Here is an 18,370-nt window from a genome sequence, read left to right as displayed (position 1 = left end):
ACCTCGGAGCTCTGGTGGAAGCGTCCCAGGAGCCGTCGGCAGCCCCTGCCCTGGGCGGTGCAGCACATCGGACACGGCCCAGGGCAGCGGGCCTTCAGCCCATGAGGCCCGCCTGGTGGGCCAGGAGGGCCGCCTGGACCCGGCTGGCCGTCCCCGTCTTCTCCAGGATCGACCGGACGTGCGTCTTGACCGTCCCCACCCCGATACCGAGGTGCTGCCCGATCGCGAGGTTGGGCAGCCCCTTCCCCAGCATGGCCAGCACCTCGCGCTCCCGGTCGGTCAGCCCCGCCACCAGCCGGTCCGGTGCGCTGGTCCTGGCTTCCGTGACGGCCCCGCCGCCGCGCAGCATCCGCTGGATGACGGCTGCGGTGACGCCGGGCGAGAGGACCGCGTCGCCTGCCGCCGCGGCCCGTACCGCGCTGATCAGCTCCTGCGGCCCGTCGTCCTTGAGCAGGAAACCGGTGGCACCGGCTTGCAGTGCCCGGATGACGTACTCCTCCTCGCCGAAGGTGGTCAGCATGACCACCTTCGGCTTGGGGACGAGGGCGACCAGCCGCGCGATGGCCGCGAGCCCGTCAAGCACGGGCATACGGATGTCGAGGAGCGCCACGTCGGGCCGGTGCTCGACGGCGAGCCGGGTGGCGTCGGCGCCGTTGGCTGCCTCGCCCACTACCTCGATGCCGTCGGCGTGCCGGAGGATCAGCCGGACACTGTGCCGGATCATCTCCTCGTCGTCGGCGAGCAGCACCCGGATCACGGAGCCCGTCCCAGGACCTTCCCCGAAATCGGTGACATCGGCGTGGTCAGCCATGTGTCCTGCCCCCGTGGAGCCCGTCGGTCACCATAGGCACCGCAAAACGGTCGATTGTGATCAGCGTGTCAGAGCGGAAACAGTAGCGGACGATGTCGAGCCGCCCGCCCTGGGGTTTGCTCTGCACGTACGGGTAGAGGCAGTCCGTGGCGGACTCGGGGCGTTCTGGCTCACGGCCGAAGGCGGCTGCGCGCACCACTTTGTCGTCCGGGGGCACGGCACCCTCCACCTGCTGCCTCGCCATCCCTACCCGAGGCGTCTCTGGGTGGTAGCCGGGGCCGGGCAGGGCCTTGTGCACCATCACCACCCCGAACAGCATCATCACGCCCACGCCCACTAGGCCGAGCAGCCCGGTGACGGCGCCGGTGAGCCGCAGCTCGACGCGCGAGAGCCCCCGGCCGGGCTCAGCGGCGCCGACCGCCGCCGCCTCGCGCGGCGCCGCGTCAGTCCACCCTCCGCCGATTCCCGGATCCGCGGGGATCTCCGCCGTGACGGTGAACCCGCCGCCCGGCGTCGCGCCCGCCTCGAAAGTGCCGCCGAGCAGCGCCACCCGCTCCCGCAGACCGATCAGCCCGCGCCCAGAACCGAGTCCTGTAGTGGCGGGGGCTGTGGGCACAACGCCGTTACGGACCCGGATCCCCACCCGCCCGTCGGTGTGCGTGACCGTGACGGTCACATGGGCCCCGGCCGCATACCGATGGACGTTGGTCAGCGATTCGCGCACCACCCGGTGCACCGCACGCCGCACGCGGGCTGGCCGCGTGTCGAGGTCATCCCCCTCCCAGGAGAACTCGACGGAAATGCCGCCGCCGCGTGACTCCTCGACCAACACCTCGATGTCCGAGCGGGTTCCTGTCGCGTCGGTCAGCACGTCAGTGCCGGTGTCCCGCCCCAGCGGGCCGAGAACCCCCAGCACCTCGCGCAGCTCCCGCATCGCGTCACGAGTGGCCCGCCGCACCAGCGTGGCTTCCTCCCGCAGCTCCGGCGACTCCTCGCGCAGCGCCATCTCCAAACCGCCCACGTGCAGCGAGATCAGGCTCAGCCGGTGTCCGACCAGATCGTGCATCTCCGCGGCTATGCGCGACCGTTCGTGCAGGCGCGACTCGCTGTCCGAGAGCCGGCGCGCCTCCTCGGCGGCAGCCGTACGCTCCCGCAGTGCCTGCAGCAGCCGGTCCTGCTGCCCGCCCGCCGTGCCGACCAGCCCTGGTATGAGGACCGTAGTCGCGGCGAGTACCGCACCGAGCGCGAGCCCGTACGGCCTGCTGCCGATCCCGGTGGCGGGAGCCGACACGAAACAGGCCAGCATGGGCAGCGCTACCCCGGCGAGCAGCAGCGCGGCGCGGCGCTGCGGCGCCTTCGTCAGCCGGGTGGCGGTGTGTGAGGCCACTGCGGTCAGCAGCCCCGTGGAGGGCAGCAGGCCCATCAGCGCGGACAGCCCGAGCACACTCGCCACCGGGAACCGACGCCGTACCACTACCAGCCCGACGCCGATGAGCGCCAAGATCGACGCGTTGTCGAACGACATCCGCAGCGACGGCCTCTCAGCGGCAAATGTGAGCAACACCAGCAGCCCGGCGAGAATCGCCTCACCCACCCCCCGCCAGAGGCACCGCGCCCGTTCTCCGGGTCCGGAGACCGGGCCCCGGGCGGCCAGACGGCCAGCGAAGGCCAACGAAGCGCTGAAAAACATAACGCCGATTATGGGCCCCACCCGCGCCGGGCCCGTACGCCTTGCGCAGGACCGTCCCTCTACCGAAAGGCAGAGGAATGGAATCTCACCCAATGCCAGCAACAATGCCGGTGATTGCTGGCTGTGCGAGGCAGAGGATCCAGGCCCCGAGCGCCGTCGCGGTGCTTCCACCTGCGGCCGACGACCGGCCCGCCCAGCACCGCCCCGAGATGCGCGCCCTCGTCGACCTCGGCCGGGACGGTCATTCCACCGACGACGGGAACGCCCGGGTCGTCTCCCCGGACCCCACCGATCGCCTCCGGCCAGGCGGAACGGACCTCCCGGCTTCGACAGGGAGCGGTACAAGAAGCGCAACGTCGTCGGGCGGGCGATCAACAAGCTCAAGGGCTTCCGAGCCGTGGCTACCCGCCATGACGAGCGAGGGCACGCGTTCCTGGGCACCGTGACCTTCGCGGCCGTCATCATCTGGGGGTGTGTCAGCGAAGCTTTCCGACACGCTCGAGGGCTCGGCCACGGGCTCTCTGGCCCACGTGGTCAGTGCAGGACGGTCCGCGGGGTGGCGGGGACGGGCGCGAGCCGGTAGGCGTCCTCGTGGGTGACCACGCGGCCGGCGGTGGGCGGCGCGAAGTGCGTGCCGAGGACCAGGGTGTCCGTGTCGGCGAGGGAGCCGAGCAGCTTGCGGCGCGAGGCCTCGGACTGCGCCGGGTCGATGTCGACGCAGGCGCCGATGGCGGGGTGGGCGAACTGGACCGGGTGATGGATGCAGTCGCCGGTGATCAGCGCCGTCTCCCCCTGGCTGGTCAGCTCGACAGCGATGTGGCCGGGGGTGTGACCGGGCGTGGGCAGCAGGCGCAGGCCCGGGGCGATCTCGACCCCCTCGGCTGGGACGTCGACGAGGTCGAGCAGCCCCGCCTCCTCGACCGGGATCACGGAGTCGCGGAACATCTGCCTGCGTGCCTCCTCCATGTCGTACGTGGCCCAGAACTCCCGCTCGGCGCGGGAGGTGACGTAGCGGGCGTTGGGGAAGGTGGGGACCCACTCGCCAGTCACCTCCTGCGTGTTCCAGCCGACGTGGTCGGCGTGCAGGTGGGTGAGGATCACCAGATCGACGGAGTCCGGGTGGAAGCCGGCAGCGGTGAGGCGCTCGAGAAAGTCGGTCCGCAGGTTGTGCCACGCCGGGTTTGCCCGCTCCTTGCCGTTGCCGATGCCGGTGTCGACGAGGATGCGCAGCCCGCCGACGGTGAAGGCGAAGCTGTGGCTGTCGATGTGCAGGATGCCCTCGTGGTCGGCGAAGTCAGGGTGCAGCCAGTCCTGGTGCTTGACCACGTCCGTGGTGGCGTCCGGCAGCAGCCAGTGGCCGGTCGCGGGCGGCAGGAGGACCTCGTCGATGCGGTGGACGGTGACAGCGCCCACGATCCAGGAGGGGATGGCGGTGGTCTGGTCGGCCGGTGAAGCGTTCATGGTCCGTCGTTCCTTTGTTCTTCAGTGGTTTCAGCGGAGGTGGTCGTCTGCGGTGCGGAGTGCCTTGCGTCCAGACGCGGTGAGTGCTGCCGCCGCCGCGACAGCGAGGAGTGCGGCGGCCACGGCGTAGGTGAGGGAAGTGGTCCGCAGCCCGAAGTGTTGGGTGGCGGCGCCTGCGGCGATGGCGGGCAGGCTCATGGACAGGTAGCTGAGGACGTAATAGGCGGCCAGGGTCGCGGCGCGGTCCCCTTCGTCGAGCGAGGCGAGCATCGCGCGGAGCGCGCCTTGGGAGACAGCACCGAAGGCGATGCCGGCCAGGGCCGCGCCGCCGTAGACGGCGGTCAGGCTGGCGCTGTGCAGACCGAGCAGGCTCAGGGCCGCGGAGGGGATGACCACCAGGGTTCCGCCGGTGGCGGCGGCGAGCGGCGCGGTCCTGCGCAGCCCCCACACGGTGAGCGCGGCCCCGGCACTGACGATGAAGAAGACCATCCCGGCAAACACGTGCGGGGCGCCGGGGGCCACCAGGCGTACGAGCGCCGGTCCGAGGGAGGAGTAGAAGCCGCCCAGCGCCCAGACGGCGGCGACTCCGGTGCCGGCTGCCAGCAGGGCGCGGCGCGCCGAGGGCGGCACGGCGAGCTGCGGACGCAGGGAGCGCAGTGCGCCAGGGTGCGGGTGGGCCGTCTCCGGCGTCAGGATGACCGCGATCGTCTGGGCGGCGAAGAGTGCTGCCAGGACTACGTACACGGTGGCCGTGGGAGCCGGAACGAAGCGCACGAGCAGGGTGGAGACCAGTACGCCGGCCGCCATGCCGACGACCGGGGCGATGCTGTTGGCCAGGGCGGACCGGCCGGGACGCCGGGGGTCCTCGAGGTCGAGGAGGGCGGCGCCCGCGGCGCTGGTGGCGGCGCCCGTGGCCGCCCCTTGCAGGATGCGGGCGGCGATGAGCGGCCCGGCGCCGTCCGCGGAGGCCAGCAGCAGCATGGACGCTGCCTCCAGGACCAGGGCCCCCATCAGGACGGGCCGCCGCCCTAGGTGGTCGGAGAGCCCTCCGACGGTGAGCAGGGCCACCAGCAGCGCCAGGGCGTAGGCGCTGAAGACCACCGTGATCGTCAGGGCGGTCAGGCCCCATTGGTCCTGGTACAGCGGGTACAGCGGCGTCGGCGCACTGGAGGCGGCCAGGAGGAGGGCGACGATCGACACGTCGAGGGCGAAGGAAGCCGCGCGGGTGCGGGCGGCGGGGCATGGGAACTGCGCGGCTGCGTCTGACATGGCGTTGGACATGGGACCCCTCCCGCTAAACGCAATTGGTTTGCTTTAATTCACCATAGCCCCTAGCGTCAGCTAAAGCAAACGGTTAGCTTTTGGTGCGGAGGGTCGCCCATGATCGCTCCGTCGCTCCAGTCCGATCAGGAGAGAACGTTCATGTCCGCTGCCGAACTCACGCCATCGGAGGCGGCCCGCTGGGCCGACCGCGCCGGGCTCCCACTGCCGACTGACCGGCTCGACGCGGTGGCCGCCACCGCCAACCACATCCAGTCCGTCGTCGCGATCCTGCGGGAACTGGACTTCGGAGACACCCCGCCTGCCGCCGCCTACCGCGCCGGAGAGGAGAAGAACGATGCAGCCGTATGAACTGTCCATCGCCGCAGCTGCTGACGCGATCCGGGCGCGAAAGTTGTCCCCCGTCGAGCTGGTGGACTCCGTCCTCGACCGCCTCGAGCAAGTGGAGCGGCACCTTCAGGCCTACGTCACCGTCGCGGCGGAGGAGGCCCGCCGGGCGGCGCGCAAGGCTGAGCAGGATGTCGCAGCCGGCCGTCTGCGCGGCCCGTTGCACGGCATCCCCATGGGGCTGAAGGACCTGATCGACGTCGCCGGCGCGGCCACCACGGCCAGCTCCCGGGTCCGGGCGGACCACCGCGCTGAGGCCGACGGCACGGTCGCCGCCCGCCTGGTCGCGGCCGGTGCGGTCCTGCTCGGCAAGACGCACACCCATGAGTTCGCCTACGGTCTGACCACCCCGCAGACCCACAACGCCTGGGATCGGGACCGGGTCGCCGGCGGCTCCAGCGGCGGTTCCGCCGTCGCCGTCGCCGCGGGCGCCGCGACCTTCGCTCTGGGCACCGATACCGGCGGATCGATCCGGGTGCCCTCCGCGCTCAACGGAGTCGTCGGCCTCAAACCGACCTACGGCCTCGTCCCCCGCCACGGTGTGACGTCCCTGTCCTGGTCGCTGGACCACGTGGGCCCGATCACCCGCACCGTGGAGGACACCGCCCTGGTCCTGTCCGCCCTGGCCGGCCACGATCCCCGCGACCCCGCCTCCCTGGCCACCTCCGGCCCGGACTACCGGCCGGGCGGCGCCACGGAACTAACGGGCGTGCGCATCGGCGTGCCGCGCAACTACTACTTCGACCACGTCGACCCTGAGGTAGAGGCCGCCGTCCGGCGCGCCACAGCCGAGCTCGAGAGCCTCGGAGCGCAGCTCGTCGAGGTCGAGATCCCGATGACGCGCTACATCCAGGCCACCCAGTGGGGCCTGATGGTGCCGGAGGCCACCGCTTACCACGAGCGCACCGTGCGCGCCGTCCCCGAGCTGTACCAGGCTGACGTGCGGATCCTTCTCGAAGCCGGCGAGCTGATGCCGGCCGGGGACTACCTGCGCGCCCAGCGCTCGCGCACCCTCATGCAGCAGGCCTGGGCCCGCCTGCTGGAGGAGGTCGACGTGATCGCCGCCCCGACGGTCCCGGCCACTGCGGTGAAGGCGGACGACGAGGCGATCACCTGGTCGGACGGCACCGTCGAGGGGGTCTCCGACGCCTACGTACGCCTCTCCGCCCCCGCCAACATCACCGGGGTGCCCTCGCTGTCCGTCCCGGTCGGCCACGACACGTCGGGCCTGCCCATCGGCATGCAACTGCTCGGCCGACCCCTCGGGGAGCCGGTGCTGCTGCGGGTCGGCCACGCCTACGAGCAGACCCGGCCCGCGCGCCGGCTGGCAGCGGTGTGACGAACCGACCGAGTGGCCCCGGCCGCACCGGCCGGGGCCAGGACGAGCACTTGAAGCAGCATATTTGCTTTAAGGTGGTTCCATGAGCCGAAAGACCATGGTGCGCCCCGGTGGGCGCAGCGCCAGGGTGCAGGCATCGGTGCACGCCGCCGTGCGCGAACTCGAGGCGGAGGTGGGCCGCGAAGCCCTCACGGTCCCCCTGGTGGCCGCCCGCGCCGGAGTCACCCCGTCCACGATCTACCGCCGCTGGGGCGACCTGCAGGAGCTGCTGTCGGACGTGGCGGTCGAGCGTCTGCGGCCCGAGACGGCGCCGGAGGACAAGGGAAGCCTGAGGTCCGACCTTGAGGCCTGGGCCGAGCAGTTCCTGGAGGAGATGTCCGCCCCCACGGGCCGCGCCTACATCCGCGACGCCCTGCTCGGCGACCCGAACGGCACCAACGCCGGCCAGTGCTCGGCCTACGCGGCCGAGCAGATCGACGTCATCCTCGATCGCGCGGCCGGCCGCGAGGAGAACACACCCGACGTCGAGACGGTCTTCGACCGCGTCGTCGCCCCCATGATGTACCGCATCCTCTTTCGTCCGGAGGGGCTCGACGCCGCGTACGTGCGTCAGTTGGTGGTCGGGCTCGTCGGGTCGAACGATCGCTGACCGAACACTCTTGCGGCCGGCTCCTCCGCTCCCGAGCCGGACTGTTGCACCCCTGGCAGTCGTGGCCACAACACCGCTGCCAGGGGGCGGCTGGAATGCCGTCTTCGCTCACCAGGGCCGTTTCGCGGTCCCGGTTCACAGCCGCGTCGGTGCCGCCTCGTCATTCGTACCGGTGGTGGCGGCCCCTGCGGGCTCAGCTCAGCCGGGCCGTGGCTTGGCTGTTCGATGCCGCTGCGTCATGGCGCAAATGCTGGTCAACGGGCTTGGACATGGCAACGGGACCCCTGTAGATCAACGATCGGCGAGGAAAGTCGATCAAGGTCAGGGGTCCCGTTGCAGGAGAAGCTGTCTAGGGTGGTGACCGTGGTAGATGCCGATGATGTCCGTCGTATCGCGTTGTCCCTCCCGGAGACCGTGGAGAAGGAGGCGTGGAGCATGCCGACGTTCCGGGTCGCCGGGAAGATGTTCATCACGGTTCCTGACGATCAGACGTCATTCGCCGTGCGGTGTCCGAAGCATGATCGGGCGGAGTTGATCGCTGCGGAGCCGGAGAAGTTCTGGGTGCCACCGCATGAGGTGTCTTCCGCCTGGGTACGCGTGCGACTCGGCGCTCTGGAAGACATGGCCGAGCTGTACGACATTCTTGTGGATTCATGGAAGCAGGCCGCACCGGACCGCCTCGTGGAGGCATTCGGAGTGTTGGGACCGGTAGACCCGGGTGAGGGCAACTGGTGACCCGGCCGGCGAGCCCGCGCATTGGGCGGGGGGATCCGTGTCCGGCGCCCCGGGGCGCCCAACGGCGTTCAGGCAGGCCAAAGTTCGCGGGTCGTACGGCTACGGCATCGGAGTGGGTTGGAGTCGCTGCAGGGCTCTCAAAATCCCCATACGGAACCTCTGTGTACGAGGAGGGCTTTGAGCTCCCCTGATAGTGGAGGCTTCTGACGGATCGGCACGCGTTGGGGGCAGCGGTCACGGGCGTCGGCATGGGCGGCTGGTCAAGCGGGCCGGCCAGGCGGAATCCGGTTGGCGCGGGTAAGTGGCCGGTTCATAGGGTTGCGGCATGCTCGACCAACCAACCAACACCCCAATCGGCCCCGGGGCCGCCGAGTCCCCGCTGATCGCAAGCCTGCGGGCGGCCGTTGCCGCGGCGCCGCAGGACATACCCCTGCGCCTGCACCTCGCCGAGCTGCTGCTCGGCGCTGGGTCCGCTGACGCGGCCGTGGCGGAGGCGGCCCTGGTGCTCAGTCAGGCGCCCGGGGACGCGCAGGCGCGGGCCCTGATGGCGCGGGCCATGGGCGCTCCGGTGCCCACGGAGCAGGCGCCGCCAGCCGCCCCCGCAGAGCAGCAGGCCGGCGGCTTCGACTGGGAAGCCGCCGCCCGCGAGGTCGGGGACGCCGTCCCGCCCCGGTTCGCCGCGGAACCTGACGTCAAGGAAGCCCCGCTCACCGTCGACGGCAGCGGCGCCCCCGGGGAGGCACCCGCCTACGACGTGGACGCCCCCGACGCGCCCGGCGCGGTGCGGCTCGCCGACGTCGGCGGAATGCAGGAGGTCAAGGACCGCCTGGAGGCCGCCTTCCTCGCGCCGATGCGCAACCCGGAACTGCGCAAGCTGTACGGCAAGAGCCTGCGCGGCGGCCTGCTGCTCTACGGGCCTCCCGGGTGCGGGAAGACCTTCATCGCCCGAGCCGTCGCCGGCGAGCTCGGCGCGAACTTCATCAACGTGTCGATCAACGACGTGCTCGACATGTGGATCGGCAACTCTGAGCGCAACATGCACGAGGTGTTCGAAACCGCCCGCCGGCAAGCGCCCTGTGTCATCTTCCTCGACGAGCTGGACGCGCTCGGCGCCAAGCGCAGCCGCACCCAGCACAACGGGATGCGCAACACGGTCAACCAGCTGCTCACGGAGCTGGACGGCGTCAACGACGTCAATGACGGAGTGTTCGTGCTCGCGGCCACCAACGTCCCCTGGGACGTGGACATCGCGCTGCGCCGACCCGGCCGGCTTGACCGCACCCTCCTCGTGCTGCCGCCCGACGGCCCGGCCCGCGAGGCGATCCTCCGCTACCACCTGCGTGAACGCCCCATCGAGTCGGTCGACTTGGCCAAGCTGGTCAAGGCCACCGACGGCTTCTCCGGCGCCGACCTCGCCCATGTCTGCGAGAGCGCGGCCGAGTCGGCGCTGCTGGACTCCGCCCGCACCGGCACCGTTCGCATGATCAACACCAAGGACCTGCTGGGCGCCGCGAAGGCGATCCGGCCGTCCACCGAGCCGTGGTTCGCGGCCGCCCGCAATGTGGCGATGTTCGCCAACGAGGGCGGCATGTACGACGAGTTGCTCGCCTACCTGAAGAAGGCCCGGAAGCTGTGACGACCGCACTGCACCCGCTCGTCGAGCAGGCGATGGCCCTGATGGACCTCAAGCGCATCGACGAGGCCCGCGCACTGCTCGCCCGACGGCTCGCCGAGGACCCGACGGACATCGTTGCCTGGCTGCGCCTCGCCCGCTGCCATGAGGAGGTCCGGGACTACCAGGAGGTGCTCAACGCCACCAATGAGGTGCTGGCCCTCAATCCGGAGGAGTACGGCGCTTACCTGCGCCGCACGTACGCGTTCCGGCGGTTGGGCCGTCCAGACGAGTCGCTGGCCGCGGCCCATGAGATGCTCAGGCTGGAGCCGGAGTCCTGGCAGAGTCATGTGGGCCTCTCAGAGGCCCTGGGCGCGTGGCAGCCGCGCTGGCCCGAGGCCCTGGAGGCGGCGGCGACCGGCGTGCGACTCGGTCCGGACCAGATCGCCGCTCACTACGCGCTCTGGAAGGCCGCGTTGATGAACGGCCGGGTGGACCTGCAGCGGCAGGCCGTGGCCGAGTCCCTGCGCATCGACCCGCACGACGCCTGGGCGCTTGACCAGCGAGCCAAGTACGCCGAGGTGGATGCCGCCCGTCCGCCGCTGACGGGCGCGGGCGCCAAACTGCCGGCCGCCGCCGAGGCATTCGCCGACGCGCTGGCCGCCGCCCCCCAGGCCCCGCAGGCCGACCGGCAGCGCAAGCACCTGGACGTCGCGGTGTTCCGGATGCTGCGCGGCACCCGCTGGCTCGCGCTGCTCTGCGTGGTGATCGCGGCCCTGGCGGCGCGGGTCTTCCCGACCGGCAGCGACCCCACGGCCCTGCCGGGGCCGCTGGCCACCCGGCTCTACGGGCTCGCGCTGATGGGCGCAGTCTGGGGCTTCGGTGCCTGGCGCCGCTACCGGGGGCTGCGAGCCGGGGTGCGGATGAGCCTGTGGTCGCTGGTCCGGCGGGTGGGCTGGGCGCGGCTGGTGGTCGGGCAGTCGGTCTGGTGCACGCTCATCGCGGTGGTCGTGGTGCTGGTGCCGTGGTCCGAACGGACCGCCCCGCAGGTGCTGTTCTGGGTGGCGCTGGTGCCGACCCTGCTCACCATGTGGTTCGAGCGCGCGGCGATGCGCAGCTGACACGCACCCGCCAAGCCGTCCCGTTCGTCTGGCCGACGTCTGCCGCGCAACCGGCGGCCCGGTCCCGGTCCGTCAAGTGGCCAGGATGACCGCGGGGTTGGAGAAGGACGTGGAGCCGCGGGCTGCACCGTACTGCGCGACGATGTGGGTGCGGTCCGCGCCGTCAGCGCCGTCGTTCGGGACTGCCGTGGTCGACCGTGCGCGCTGCCCGGCGTCCCTGGCGCTGCCGTTCCCTCAACTCGTGCACCAGCGCGGCACGTTCGCCGCCCGGCCCATTCGGCTGACAGCCCATCAACTAATCGGTGGCGCTCCGGCTGTGATCGGCACGGTGCTGCCCAAGGTGTTGCGGTCCGGTGACACGGAATGCTCTATTCCGTCGATTGTTCGCACTAGATTCGATCGTGTACCCAGCCGCATAGCCTCGCGGTTCCCGCACGAGAGGGGACGGGCAATGTGCGCGCCCTCACCCGTACTGTGCTCAGGAGAACCTGCATGTCCCCCTTTACGACTCGCCGCGCGACCACCGTCCGCACCCTGGCCGGCACCATCCTGGCAGCCGCCCTGATCGTCCCCGCCGCGACAGCTTGCAGCTCCACGTCCGCCGCGCACACCACCGCGGCCGCCACGCCCACCACTCCTGACGCGCAGGGCACCGCCGCTCCGGCCACCACGACCGGCGCGCACAGGACCACCGCCCCGCCCGCATCGCCCCGGGCCACCGCACCGGCCACCACGGCCAAGCCGAAGTCCCCGGTCCGCACCCAGTCCCTGGTGGACGGCAGCACGGCCGAGGTCCAGGAGGTCGGGGCCCAGCACTACGTCGCCAAGATCGTCCACAACGGTGATGTCCTCGCCACGCTGGAGACGAACGACTCCGACGCCGGGCTGGACGCCAACGACATGTTCGTCGTGCTCTCGCTGGACGGCCAGGTCCACTCCTGGATGGGCGGCGGGAACCAGGGACCGGGCACGTTCAAGCTCGCGGGCGGTTGGACGGCCAAGGTCACGAAGATCGGCGACCTCCGGTACCGCGCGCAAATCATCGGCAACGACAACTCCGTGGACGGCACGCTGGAGTCGAACCAGCACGACGCCGGAGGCGTCGCCAACGGCGTCTACATCGTGCTCACCGCCGGCGGCGAGATCAGCGCCCACCTGTGACGAAGCACCACTTGTCGACGGCGGCCGTGGCCGAACCCGGCCGCTCTCCGGGGAGCCTCCAGCGCGGACGAAGCGCGCGGCGGTGACCGCGACCTAGGCCGTGCCGAGTTGGCGCCGGGAGGGTGACCTTCCTGCTGCGCGGGCTCTACAACAGGTCGACGACCTGACCGCGACGCTGGCCTGGACCCGGGCGGCCGGAGCCCAGGTGCCGTGGGGGCCGCGGCCGTCGGGCGGCCGCGACAGTGCCCTGGTGCAGTTCCCCGGCGGCTACGTGGCCGAACTCCACGACCCGCGTCCGGGGCGCTGACCGACGCGAGGATGGCCGGAGGGGATCCCTGATCAGCACCACCGGTCGGCCGGCGCCGTGGTCCTCGTAGTGCAGCTGCAAATCGGCCGAGTTCTCCCGACCCACGGTGAGGAAAGGCGTCGCGCGTACTCCTTCTGACGAGGCGTCATGGTGCCCTCACTAGGAGGTGGGGGGAGAGGCGGGTTTGTCCCATGACGTACCGAAGCTGTTCCGTGCGTGCCTCGCTCAGCCGTGGTGGGTCTCCAGCGGGCGCAGCCAGATCTCGCTGACGGTCGGGTGGGCCGGGGCGGCGTGCCAGGGGCGGCTGAGCGGCGCCGGGCGGCGGCCCGCCTCGGGCAGTCCGGTCGGAGCGCCCTGTTCCGTGGGTGTCCGGTGCTGTTCCCAGAGGGAACAGGGTGGGGGATGGGGGCGACAGATGTTGATCCTTCAACTACAGTCTCTCTCGTCGGCTCACCCGGGCCGCATCCGAGGAGGAGGAACCATGGAGCAGTCCGTCGTCGACAGCACCGAGAAGTCGCGGTTCGAGGTCCACGAGGACGGCGAACTCGCCGGCTTCGCCGAGTACCACCGCTCGGGCAACGAGATCGCCTTCATCCACACCGAGATCGACCCGCGCTTCGAGGGCCGGGGGCTGGCTGGCAAGCTGGCGCGTGCCGCCCTCGACGCGTCGCGTGAGCAGGGGCTCGCTGTGCTGCCCTACTGCCCCTTCATCCGTGGGTGGATCACCAAGCACCCCGAGTACGCCGACCTGGTCCCCGCCTCCCACCGCGCCAGGTTCGGCCTCCCCGCTGCCTGAGCGGGTCACCGTCGGGTCGGTACGGCGTGCGTCACGACCGGCTCGTCCGGCGCGAACTTTCGGGCCGTGCACTCGAATTCGCGGTCGATCCCGGTGTGGCGCTCGTGGTGCTGGGCGCAGTGCTCCGCCCACGAGGTCACGGTGAAGACCTCGATGAACCGGCCCGGGTCCGCCGACGGCCGCCGCGGCGGAGCTGAGCGCGGCGACGCTGCTCGGTCTGTCCGGCTGGTTCCTGACGACCTGTGCGCTGGTCACGCTGCTGGCCAACACGACGTGGTCGTGGATGTACCCGTCGGGGGCGGTCCGCGCCCTGGCCCTGCTGCGCACCTCGCTGCGCTACCTCGAACGGCTGGTCAGCCACCGGGTCGTCCTCGCCACCACGGTGAACCTGCGGGCCCGCCTGATCCGGGGCGCGCGCGAACTGCGCGCCCGGCGCGACGGCGCCCTGCTCGCCCGCCTGACCGCCGATGTCGCGTCGGTGGCAGGCCTGCTCGCCCAGGTCATCGCCCCTCTCGCCGAGGTCGGTGCCCTGCCCCTGGACACACCGGTCGGCCCGGCCGGCCGCGCCCTGTCCCAGGGGCAGCGCCGCCGTCTCGCCGTCGCCCGTGCGATCCTGCGCCGCCCGCGCATCCTGCTGCTCGACGAACCCACGGCCGGGCTCGACCGGCCGACCGCCGAGGCGCTGCTGCGCGAGCTGCGCCGGGCGCTGCCCCGGACGGCGCTGGTCTTGGCCCTGCAAGGCCAGGACCTCGCGCTGCTCCCGTGGCGCCCGGACGTCACCGTCGACCTGACCGGTGTGGCGCCGCCTCAGCCTGCCTGCGCTACCGGGGGGTTCCCCCGTGGGGTGAGGATCGCGCCGGGCAGGACGGGGGCCGGGAGGCGGTCGCCGGGGTAGCCCGTGACGCTGCCGAAGCGGTCGGAGGCGTTCTGCCACGCCTCGCGGGCCGCGACGATCTCCTGGTGGTCGCGGCCGATGAAGTTCCACCACATCACGATCCGCTCCTCGAAGGGCGGGCCGCCGAGCAGGATCAGCCGGGCCGGGGTGGAGCCGGTGTTGGCCAGGGTCAGCGTCGTGGGCCCGGGAGCGAGGTAGCCGAGCTCGGCCGGCTTCAGCGCGGTGCCCGCCATGGTGACCTCCCCCTGGTCGACCAGCAGGCCGTGCTCGAAGGCGGGGTCGACCGTGAGGGTGATGGTCGCGGCCGGGCGGAGGGTGAGTTCGGCGCCGAGCAGGGGGGTGAAGGTCGGGACGGGGGAGGTGTCGCCCGCGAGGGTGCCGAGGAAGACCCGCGCCTCGCCGCCGTCCAGCGCGACGGGAGCCGGCACGTGGTGCTGGAAGTCGCGCCCGGTGTGCCGGTGCTCCTCCGGCAGCGCCACCCACAGCTGGACGCCGTGCAGCACGGTGGTTCCGGGGGTCGACACCTCCGAGTGGCAGATGCCGTACCCGCTGGTCATCAGGTTCACCTCGCCCGGTCGGACGAAGGCGTGGACGCCGTGGCTGTCGCGGTGCTCGATCTCGCCGCTGAACAGCCAGCTCACCGTCTGCAGTCCGATGTGCGGGTGCGGGGCGACGTCCATCCCGCCGGTCGCGGCGACGTCGTCCGGGCCGTAGTGGTCGACGAAGCACCAGGCGCCGATCAGGGTCCGGGCCCGCTGCGGCAGGGTGCGCCGGACCGTCATCGCGCGCGGGCCGCCGAGCGGGACGTCCCGGGCGGACAGGACCTCCACCTGCGGGTCGACGGGGTCGGTCTCGATGGTGCTCATGGTGGTGCACACTCCCGCTCTGCCACTTGCCAAGATGGTTTTAGTTTCAACTATTATGGCACGGCGAAGTGACGGGCGAAAGTGATGGGCCGGAGGAGTTCAGGTGAGTGCAGTGACCAGCGAGCACCGGCGGGTGTTCGTCGACAAGCAGAGCCCCCAGGCCTACCGCGCGCTGCTCGCGACCGCCGAGACCGTCCGCGCGGTCGCGGCGGACGCCGGGCTGGACCGCCGGCTGGTGGAGCTGGTCAACCTGCGCGTCTCCCAGATCAACGGCTGCGCCTACTGCCTCAATGTGCACACCAAGGCCGCACTGCAGGGCGGCGACAGTGCGCAGCGCCTGGGCGTGCTCGCGGCCTGGCGGGACGCCGAGCTGTTCACCCCGCAGGAGCGCGCCGCCCTCGCCCTGGCGGAGGCCACCACCACCCCGGCGGACGCCACGGCGCAGGAGATCGCCTACGCCGCCGCCCGCGCGGCCCTGACGGACGACCAGATCTCGGCAGTCGTCTGGGTGGCGGTCACCATCAACGCCTTCAACCGCGTGTCCATCCTCAGCAAGCACCCGGTGCGGCCCGTGCCGGCGCAGTGAGTCGCGTGACGTTCGGTCATGACATTCACGCACGGCCGGCCCCCGCGCCTGGTGCGCCCGGACGCGTTCAGCGGAAGCCGCGCTGGGTCACCCCGTCGGGGCGTTCCGCAGCTCCCGGAGTTCCGCCCAGTCCGGTGCCGGACCCGGCAGGGCAGTGGGCGAGTCGGCGACGGAGGTGGAGTTGGCAACTCCAGATAGTGCTACTGTCGGATCATGGACGGAACGGATTCATCCGCGTCCCGGGGCGCACGGCGCCTGAGACGCGATGCCGAGGCCAACCGGCAGCGCACGCTCCTGGCTGCTCGGGAGGTGTTCGCCGAACGGGGGTTGGGGGTGAACCTTGACGACATCGCTCGCCATGCCGGTGTCGGGGTGGCGACCTCCTACCGGCTCTTCGGCAACAAGCAAGCGCTGATCAACGAGCTGTTCGAAGAGCGTGTCGATGCCTTGGTGGTGGCCGCCGAGCAGGCTCTGGCGAATGACGACCCGTGGGAGGGGTTCGTCGGCCTGCTGACCTGGGTGTTGGAACAGATGGCTGCCGATCGCGGACTGAGAGAAGTGGTGTTCTCCGAGGTCGGGGGCCGTCCCCTGGTGGCGCAGGCTCGCCGCAGGTTCATGCCCGTAGCCGAGACGGTCATGCGTCGTGTCCAGGACGCCGGTCTGCTACGTCCGGACTTGGCGATGACCGACCTGCAGCTCATCTTCTACATGGTCAGCTGCGTGATCCAGCACACCCAGCCGGTCTCGAGCGAGGTGTGGAGGCGCTGCCTGACGATCGTGTTGGACGGCATGCAGGTTCGCCCCGGGCCGACGGGGATGCCGGTGGTCGCCCTCACGACCACCGAGGAAGAGCGTGCCGCCGGCTTGAACCCCTCCAGTCCCTGAACGCCCTCGTCAACCCCGAGGCGCTCCTCGCGAGGCCCGATGCCTCGCTCCTTGCGGCGCCCGGAATCTGCGCGTGGCCCTGATCGCGGCGGTGTGAGCCACCGCGTGCGGTCAAGGGCCCCTGCAGTCACGCCTCTTCGTCGCGGTCTTGTGCGCTGAGCCTGACGGCTGGACATCGCGCGAGCGAAAGGTCCTCACACGCCGTGGCTCTGCTGCGGCGTTCCACCGGTAACCGCGGGCCGCGCCGAGTACGGCCGGCTCCCGACCTTCGAGCCGGCTCCCGACCTTCGAAATGCAATCACGGAAGGACGACATTCGTTGGAGCCGACAGCTCTTGAGGTCGACTACCTGATCGTCGGAGCCGGGGCCATGGGCATGGCCTTCGCCGACACCCTCATCGCCGAAACCGACGCGACGGTGGCCATCGTCGACCGCTATGACCAGCCCGGCGGTCACTGGACGGTCGCCTACCCCTTCGTACGCCTGCACCAGCCGTCGGCCTTCTACGGCGTCAACTCCCGCGAGCTGGGCAGCGGCACGGTGGACCAGCACGGCTGGAACGCCGGACTGAACGAGCTGGCCTCGGCCAGCGAGATCCTGGCCTACTTCGACCAGGTGATGCGCAGGACACTCCTGCCGACCGGCCGGGTCTCCTACTTCCCCAAGTCGTTCTACGACGGCCCGGATCCGCAGCGGCCCGACGTCCAGCGCTTCCACTCCACCGTCAGCGGAGCCGCCTTCGAGGTGACCGTCAAACGGCGGACCGTGGACGCCACCTACATGAACGTCACGGTGCCGGCCATGGTGCCGCCCAAGTACGAGGTCGCCCCCGGCGTCCGCCTGATCACCCCCAACCAGCTGCCCGCCCTGCAGGACCAGCCGTCCCACTACACCGTCGTCGGGGCGGGGAAGACGGGCATCGACGCCTGCCTGTGGCTGCTCAGCCGCGGCACCGATCCCGCCGACATCACCTGGATCACGCCCCGCGATTCCTGGATGATCGACCGCGCCCACACCCAGCCCGGGGACTCCTACCTCGAAACGGAAGCGGCCCGTCGCGAGGCCGTGGCCGGCGCTGACACGGTCCAGGAGCTGTTCGCACGGCTGGAGGAGCGCGGCCTGCTGCTGCGGCTGTCGCCCGACGTCACACCGACCGCGTACCGTTGCGCGACGGTCGCCCGCGCCGAGCTCGAGCAGCTGCGCCGCATCGGCGACGTCGTCCGCCACGGCAGGGTCAAGCGCATCGACGAGAACGCGATCGAACTCGACCAGGCCACCATTCCCGCGCGGGCCGGAACCCTCTACATCGACTGCACCGCCGACGGCCTGGAGCGACGGCCGACGGTGCCGGTGTTCGACCAGACGCACATCACGCTGCAGGCGGTGGTTCCCTGCCAGCAGGTGTTCAGCGCCGCACTCATCGCCCACGTCGAGGCGGGTTACGCCGACGACGACACCAGGAACGCGCTGTGCGAGCCCTCGCAGCACCCCGACTCCGCTCTGGACTGGATACAGTTCTTCGGTGACATCCAGGAGCGGGTCGTGCGATGGACCGCCGACCCGGCACTCCTCGAATGGCTCGGCACCTGCAGGCTCCTGGGTCGGCGGCTCCCCGAGCTCTCCCCGGAGCAGCGGACCGCGCTCCTGCCCATGTTCCAGGCCCTGAAGCTGAAGTTGGAGCAGTTTCTGCAGCAGGCGGATGTCGTCGCGGCGGTGAACTGACCGGGCATGTGCCGACACCGCCCCTTCGGGGGCGGCTCTGCTGACGGACGGTTGTCTGTCGCGGTA

General features: G+C 71.2%; 18 protein-coding genes. 12 read left to right on the top strand and 6 right to left on the bottom strand.

Going from position 1 to position 18,370, the window contains the following annotated elements; translation table 11 throughout:
* Nucleotides 1-94: 94 nt before the first annotated feature.
* The 4 genes from ACWDAK_RS27505 to ACWDAK_RS27490 all read right to left on the bottom strand — a co-directional run bounded on the left by ACWDAK_RS27505 (nt 95) and on the right by ACWDAK_RS27490 (nt 5,231).
* On the bottom strand, nt 95-811 hold the full coding sequence (locus ACWDAK_RS27505) for a response regulator transcription factor (protein WP_344640561.1): 717 nt from the start codon (nt 809-811) through the stop codon (nt 95-97).
* Entirely contained in the window at nt 804-2,405 is a 1,602-nt protein-coding gene (locus ACWDAK_RS27500; RefSeq protein WP_427394161.1) for a sensor histidine kinase, read from the bottom strand. The genes ACWDAK_RS27505 and ACWDAK_RS27500 overlap by 8 nt, the downstream gene beginning before the upstream one ends.
* Before the next feature lie 630 nt (nt 2,406-3,035).
* Nucleotides 3,036-3,962, bottom strand: coding sequence for an MBL fold metallo-hydrolase (locus ACWDAK_RS27495; RefSeq protein WP_344640559.1), 927 nt, complete (start codon nt 3,960-3,962; stop codon nt 3,036-3,038).
* A 30-nt stretch (nt 3,963-3,992) separates the two neighbouring features.
* Complete coding sequence (locus ACWDAK_RS27490; protein WP_427394162.1) at nt 3,993-5,231, bottom strand: MFS transporter; 1,239 nt, start codon at nt 5,229-5,231, stop codon at nt 3,993-3,995.
* A gap of 153 nt (nt 5,232-5,384) precedes the next feature.
* Between ACWDAK_RS27490 and ACWDAK_RS27485 the strand changes: the two genes are divergently transcribed.
* The 8 genes from ACWDAK_RS27485 to ACWDAK_RS27450 all read left to right on the top strand — a co-directional run bounded on the left by ACWDAK_RS27485 (nt 5,385) and on the right by ACWDAK_RS27450 (nt 13,350).
* Nucleotides 5,385-5,594 carry a hypothetical protein gene (locus tag ACWDAK_RS27485; protein ID WP_344640557.1) on the top strand — a complete coding sequence of 70 codons (210 nt, stop codon included), beginning with the start codon at nt 5,385-5,387 and terminating at the stop codon, nt 5,592-5,594.
* The gene (locus ACWDAK_RS27480; RefSeq protein ID WP_427394163.1) at nt 5,581-6,969 is read left to right on the top strand and encodes an amidase; all 1,389 of its coding nucleotides are present in this window, start codon (nt 5,581-5,583) and stop codon (nt 6,967-6,969) included. Before ACWDAK_RS27485 ends, ACWDAK_RS27480 begins: the two co-directional genes overlap by 14 nt.
* Before the next feature lie 82 nt (nt 6,970-7,051).
* Complete coding sequence (locus tag ACWDAK_RS27475; RefSeq protein WP_427394164.1) at nt 7,052-7,618, top strand: TetR/AcrR family transcriptional regulator; 567 nt, start codon at nt 7,052-7,054, stop codon at nt 7,616-7,618.
* 363 nt (nt 7,619-7,981) lie between these two features.
* Nucleotides 7,982-8,353, top strand: coding sequence for an MmcQ/YjbR family DNA-binding protein (locus ACWDAK_RS27470; RefSeq protein WP_280703760.1), 372 nt, complete (start codon nt 7,982-7,984; stop codon nt 8,351-8,353).
* Nucleotides 8,354-8,678: 325 nt separating this feature from the next.
* The gene (locus ACWDAK_RS27465; RefSeq protein ID WP_427394165.1) at nt 8,679-9,989 is read left to right on the top strand and encodes an ATP-binding protein; all 1,311 of its coding nucleotides are present in this window, start codon (nt 8,679-8,681) and stop codon (nt 9,987-9,989) included.
* On the top strand, nt 9,986-11,086 hold the full coding sequence (locus ACWDAK_RS27460; RefSeq protein WP_344640553.1) for a tetratricopeptide repeat protein: 1,101 nt from the start codon (nt 9,986-9,988) through the stop codon (nt 11,084-11,086). The genes ACWDAK_RS27465 and ACWDAK_RS27460 overlap by 4 nt, the downstream gene beginning before the upstream one ends.
* 492 nt (nt 11,087-11,578) lie before the next feature.
* Complete coding sequence (locus ACWDAK_RS27455) at nt 11,579-12,247, top strand: hypothetical protein (protein WP_427394166.1); 669 nt, start codon at nt 11,579-11,581, stop codon at nt 12,245-12,247.
* A gap of 788 nt (nt 12,248-13,035) precedes the next feature.
* Nucleotides 13,036-13,350, top strand: a complete 315-nt coding sequence (locus tag ACWDAK_RS27450; RefSeq protein ID WP_344640551.1) for a GNAT family N-acetyltransferase — start codon at nt 13,036-13,038, stop codon at nt 13,348-13,350.
* Nucleotides 13,351-13,355: 5 nt separating this feature from the next.
* Here the strand turns inward: ACWDAK_RS27450 and ACWDAK_RS27445 are convergent, their stop codons facing one another.
* Nucleotides 13,356-13,490, bottom strand: a complete 135-nt coding sequence (locus tag ACWDAK_RS27445; RefSeq protein ID WP_344640550.1) for a hypothetical protein — start codon at nt 13,488-13,490, stop codon at nt 13,356-13,358.
* A gap of 143 nt (nt 13,491-13,633) precedes the next feature.
* Here ACWDAK_RS27445 and ACWDAK_RS27440 point away from each other — a divergent pair, with 143 nt between their 5' ends.
* Complete coding sequence (locus ACWDAK_RS27440) at nt 13,634-14,245, top strand: ATP-binding cassette domain-containing protein (RefSeq protein WP_344640549.1); 612 nt, start codon at nt 13,634-13,636, stop codon at nt 14,243-14,245.
* On the opposite strand, the gene ACWDAK_RS27435 is transcribed toward ACWDAK_RS27440, so the two are convergent.
* Nucleotides 14,158-15,111: a pirin family protein gene (locus ACWDAK_RS27435; protein ID WP_427394167.1), complete on the bottom strand. Its 954-nt coding sequence runs from the start codon at nt 15,109-15,111 to the stop codon at nt 14,158-14,160. The genes ACWDAK_RS27440 and ACWDAK_RS27435 overlap by 88 nt on opposite strands.
* Nucleotides 15,112-15,214: 103 nt before the next feature.
* Between ACWDAK_RS27435 and ACWDAK_RS27430 the strand changes: the two genes are divergently transcribed.
* The 3 genes from ACWDAK_RS27430 to ACWDAK_RS27420 all read left to right on the top strand — a co-directional run bounded on the left by ACWDAK_RS27430 (nt 15,215) and on the right by ACWDAK_RS27420 (nt 18,304).
* Nucleotides 15,215-15,697 (top strand): carboxymuconolactone decarboxylase family protein, encoded by a 483-nt coding sequence (locus tag ACWDAK_RS27430; RefSeq protein WP_344640547.1) that lies wholly within the window; start codon nt 15,215-15,217, stop codon nt 15,695-15,697.
* Between the two features lie 213 nt (nt 15,698-15,910).
* The gene (locus ACWDAK_RS27425) at nt 15,911-16,582 is read left to right on the top strand and encodes a TetR/AcrR family transcriptional regulator (RefSeq protein WP_344640546.1); all 672 of its coding nucleotides are present in this window, start codon (nt 15,911-15,913) and stop codon (nt 16,580-16,582) included.
* 318 nt (nt 16,583-16,900) lie between these two features.
* Nucleotides 16,901-18,304, top strand: a complete 1,404-nt coding sequence (locus ACWDAK_RS27420) for an NAD(P)-binding protein (protein ID WP_427394168.1) — start codon at nt 16,901-16,903, stop codon at nt 18,302-18,304.
* Nucleotides 18,305-18,370: the final 66 nt, after the last annotated feature.

Source organism: Kitasatospora sp. NPDC001175, from assembly GCF_053598215.1.
Note: the sequence above shows the minus strand (reverse complement) of the source record. Positions and strands in the feature narration are given on the sequence as shown.